The 5026-nt window shown below is 51.5% G+C and carries 3 protein-coding genes; all 3 read right to left on the bottom strand.

Translation table 11 applies throughout. The features are described from left to right. Positions 1–437: 4Fe-4S dicluster domain-containing protein (locus Q8Q07_09255; GenBank protein MDP3880472.1), on the bottom strand; the 437-nt coding region annotated here is incomplete at its 3' end. 87 nt (positions 438–524) lie between these two features. Then, on the bottom strand, positions 525–2489 hold the full coding sequence (locus Q8Q07_09250) for an aldehyde ferredoxin oxidoreductase C-terminal domain-containing protein (protein MDP3880471.1): 1965 nt from the start codon (positions 2487–2489) through the stop codon (positions 525–527). A gap of 306 nt (positions 2490–2795) precedes the next feature. Further along, positions 2796–4727, bottom strand: a complete 1932-nt coding sequence (locus Q8Q07_09245) for an ABC transporter substrate-binding protein (protein ID MDP3880470.1) — start codon at positions 4725–4727, stop codon at positions 2796–2798. Positions 4728–5026: the final 299 nt, after the last annotated feature.

The following is a 5026-nucleotide window of genomic DNA, read 5'->3' as shown; positions in this document are numbered from 1 at the left end:
TCCTTCTCACTTAACGCCTCAGACTCCGCCTCCACATAGTGTATTATCCCGATGGGACAGACCTGCGCGCATACCGGCTCCCCTAAACACTGGTTGCACTCGAATACCTTGCCGGTGACCGGGTCTGCTGACAGCGCCCCGTAAGGGCATACCTCCAGGCAGAGTTTGCAGCCCTTGATACAGGTCTCAGTATCATGGCTGACTATCCCCGTCTCTTCATCCCGGCTGATGGCGTTTACCGGACAGACCAGCAGGCATTCCGGCTCCAGGCAGTGCTGGCACATTACGGGGACGCATACCCCCTTTTCCTCCTGTTTGATCACCCTTACCGCCGAGTGGCTGCGGCTGAAGGTCTGCGTTTTCTGGAAGGAACAGTGCAATACGCATAGCTCACAGCCGGTGCACGGTCCATAGTCTACAAATAGTACCTTGCGCATTAGCCCTCCTTTGCTCAAAACCGGGGGTTTCCTGTCTTTTAAAAACCAGCCCTCTCCATACCACAGCAGGGACTTAAAGCTAGCCGGTCAGGTTACCAATACACGACCAGATGGCGGTGTCAATATCCTTCTTTGTTCCAGGTCCTGCCGCACATACTCCAGCCCTATTTCATGCAATGCCCCTCCGGTGGGAATGCCGTCATTGTCCCACCCCTTCAGTTCATAATAACGGTCAAGCCATTTGTTGAATAAAGCCCGGTCAATCTGCCGGTGCGGCGGCTCAGGTGACTTCTCATAGAACGTGTCCGCCATGTCGTCATCCTTGCGCCGGATTCCCTCCCTCACGTTATAGGCCCGGACCAGATGGCCGATGCGCTGGGCGATTTCGGTCATTCCAGCCTCATCAATATCCATGCCGGTAGCAGCCGAGACCAGTTCAGCCATCAAAGGACGGTTATTTATCGGCGGGAAGGTTCCGAAGTTCGTCCAGAAGAAACAGAAACCGGTAGCATCAGTGAGAGCCAGGATTTCCTCATTGTAGGACATGAACTGAATCATAGCTTCATAATCCTGCCCGGAAGGGTCAAAATCACTGAGGAAGTATTGCTTAAACTCCTCAGGGTACTGGAAAAAGCCAGCCTTGATATAGGCCTCTCTTTCTTCCCGCGGGCGTTCCCACATTCCGTACGTCCCGCTTAAACCCCGGGTACGGTCAGCCTTATCGATAGTAGCGATGGGCAGCGCCCGGTGGGCCAGTCCCCTGACATCAAAGGGTAAAGGCTCCAGTTTTTTAGTAAGATAGGTATAGTTTTCCGCGCCTCTGCCGATGCGCTGGGCAGCCAGATAGAGACCGTCAGCCAGAACATCACCAATTCCCTGCCGCCGGGCAATTTTTTCAATCAAATCATAGACTATCTCAGGGTTCCCCCATTCCAGCTCCACACCGTCAGTATCCTCTCTGGTCAGGATACCTCTACGGTACAGGTCGATGGCAAAACCGATGTACTGGGACAGGGAAATGTCATCCAATCCATGCTTCTGGCACAGAGCATAATACTTCAGTCCATAACGGGGGTTCATTACCTGAGAATTGATGACGCCGGCGGTATTCCACTGACACTTGCCAGCCACGTGGTAGCCCTCAAAGGCAAATACCCGTTTACAGGGCATGGAACAGTTGAAACAGGCGGCGTCCCTGGTCTTGGTATCCTGGTAATAGCCCTTGGTCATCTTGGAGTAGCCCTTGACCTTCTGCTGCACCTCGGGGGAAACATCACCGCTGAAATGCCCCACCGCCCCAGGATTTGCCGTTACCAGCCCGGCACCCAGCCACATCTCCTTCCAGTTGGCTTCATTTCTGATTATTGACCGCTCAAGGATCGGCTCCGATAACTCAAACAATCGAGCGCCGTTAAAAACATTAACGTCACCGGTACCACGGACGGCTATCGCCTTTAAGTTTTTATCCCCCATGACCACGCCTCCTCCACCCCGGCTGGCGCTAACTGAATAGCTGCCTTCGATACTGGCCGCCGCTACCCGGTTCTCCCCGGCCAGACCGATAGACATGATTTCAATGTTCTCGTCTTTCAGTTCTTCCTGGATAGTCTGGCGGGTCTCGAGGTTACCCTTGCCCCAGATATGGCTGGCGTTACGCAGTTCCACATGGTCATCATCTATCCATAAATACACCGGAACGGGCGACTTTCCCGAAAAGATTATGGTATCATAGCCGGCCTGTTTTAGCTGGGGACCAAAGAAACCACCCATGGTGCAATAGTACTTGATACCCATTACCGGAGATTTGAAGGTAATAATAGTGCGGTTAGCCCCGGGCACCAGCGTGCCGCTGAGGACACCGGCACTGACTATCAATAGATTATCCGGGGAGAAAGCGTCAACCTCAGGAGGGACTCTGTCCCACAAGATTTTGGCGTTGGTCCCTTTGCCCCCGAGAAAGTCCTCGGTCAACTGACGGTCGGTAACTACCTTTTCAATTTTTCCCCTTGACAGGTCAATCTCTAAGGTGGCTCCAGCCCAACCATACCACATTTCTCTCCCTCCTCAGCCAGTCTAGACGCGTCTCAAGCCTGGCTTTAAACAACATTTCTAGTTAAAGTGTAGCTTTGTCCCAGGCTTCTGTCAAATTCTTTTAAGAAGGGGTTAACGGAAAATCCATGAAAAGTCCGGGTTGATATTTTCCCAAGACCCGGCCTTTCAATTCCCGGCAAATCCCGGGGTATCAGAGTTTATCTCTCCTCCACCACGTAGTAAGGTTATCTTGTGTCTTTCATCGGGAGGCTAACGGATAAAACCACTAGCCTCCCTTATCCAGGATTGTTTCTATAAAGCCGGGTACTAGAATCCCATTGACTTCTTTAGCTCCTGGTCAATCCAGACATATTGAGTCCAGGACCAGTAGTTAGTATAAGCTATACTAAATTCACCGTGGTAAGCCTTTAGCCACGGCCACCAGAGAGCGTAGTCCTCCGGTGCCGGAAAGTAGATCTGGAAGGACTGGTCAATAACGTATGGCACCAGTTCCTCCTTCATTATTCGGCGGGCCTCAGGTTCATTACGGACGTAGCTACCCTTAATCCTCTTGCGTATTTCATTGATATAAGGATCGTCAACCATAGCTGTGTTAGGGGTATCGGTAATATTGAAGACCTGGAAGGCAAAGGGTATGAAAGCGGCCGAACTGGCGATAACCGCATGATCGTGCTTCTTGCCATTGGAAACCGAGACGAATACTGATCTTTCTCTTACGTCCGGTATTAGTTCAACGCCAATCTTAGCCCAGTATTCCGCAAATATCGACAGGATATCAATCTGCTCGGTTTCAACGGCTGAAACCAGAACCTTAATTTGGAAACCATCAGGGTACCCGGCCTCAGCCAGGAGCTTCTTCGCCTCCTCCGGATGGTATTCAAAAAGCTTGCGGCTTGACTCCGGTAACTCTTCAACCGGAGTATACATATCCATCCATCCTGCTACGATATTACTGTAATGGGCAAGCAACGCTCCCTCTCCACCATAGTAATCTTTTAAGACCGCTTCATTGTCAAACGCCAGTTGGAGGGCATGTCGCACCCTTTTATCGTACCAGGGCAACTCCGGCTTATCTATCCTGAGTGTTATCCAATTTGGTTGGAAGTGTATACGCTTGTCATACATCAGCCGGGGTTCCCCATTCAGCAGGATCTTGGCATCTTCCAGATTCAAACCCCACCTATCACCACCCAGAACGTCAATTTTTCCGGTGCGCAGGGCTGCCATGCGGGTAGACCTGTCTGAGATTTCCATTATCTTGACATTATCCACATAGGGTATCTGGTTAGAGGGATGAAGGGGGTCTCTGTCCCAGTAGTTAGGGTTCCGAACGAAAGAGGTCACACTACCCGGGATATGGTCTGCCAGCATAAACGGGCCGGTGCCGATGTGGTTCCGCCAATCCCGTACGTCTCCGAATTTCTTGACCAGTTCAACCGGGCCCTGTATAAACTGGAAATCAGCCGTCGCTTCCAGCAGCGTGTCCATATATCCGGGCTGGAGTTTGACCTCCACCGTCCATTTGTCCAGCGCCTTTACTGACACCGGGTGCTCATAAGGCGCCATTCTGGCTTTCCAGGCATACAGGTCTCCTGACGGATAGTTGGGTTCCATGTTATACATTCGCAGAATGGAAAAGACAACATCGTCAGCGGTGAGTTCTCTCCCCCCAAGTAATGCGCTTGCTTCCGGCAGGTTGGGGTTATTATGCCAGCGAACGCCTTTACGGATATGGTAGATGATAGTCTCCTCATCAGGTATTTCCCAGCTCTCAGCGATAGCGCCCCGCCAGCTCTCATACATTTTTTCACCGGGAGGTCCAGTCCAGTCAATCTCTTCAGTTCCGGCCCGCCCCATGGCCCAGTTTCCCTTAACCAGGTCATCATGTGTTTGCATATGGGCATACAGACTGGGCGTATTAGTGTAAACATTATCAAAATACTGTATACGTCCCGCTGCGTTCAGCAAAAAGTTAACCGTGCCGCCATACTGCGGTTTCTCTACCGTCTTTTCCACCGCCGTACCATCTTTCTTTGTCAAGCGCAACGTCACCGTTTCTGCTCCGGGCGTGATCGGCGTGGTGGGAATGGTCGGGGTTGTGGGTGTTGTCGGCGTGCTGGGTGAGGTTGGTGTGGTTGGTGAAGTCGGCGTGGTCGGCGCCGCCGGGGCGCAGGCTGCCAGCACCAGGGAGAACGTCATCAGGAAACTGACTACCGGCCAGACTATTCTTCTTTTCATCCCTTGTCCTCCAATTGAGAATTCCTTTTCTTTACATTTTTAGTTAATAGCTACCCCTACTACTGTGCCGGATTACTTCCGGGTTGCAGACACGGAAGGGGGTCTGGCTGGTACTTAAACTGAAAGAGCTGCTCATCCGTTGGCATACTGCTTTCCCCTGGCGGGGTCAGCAATTGAAATAGCAATCCTCACCATTAATGCCTTAGACTATAGTACCGCAGCGCAATAAATGTCAAGGCAAAAACGGGGATATTGATAAATTGAGCAATAAGATTACTGCGTAAGCAAAATAAACGCTT

This window comes from Dehalococcoidales bacterium, from assembly GCA_030698765.1.
Classification (GTDB): domain Bacteria; phylum Chloroflexota; class Dehalococcoidia; order Dehalococcoidales; family UBA2162; genus JAUYMF01.
Note: the sequence above shows the minus strand (reverse complement) of the source record. Positions and strands in the feature narration are given on the sequence as shown.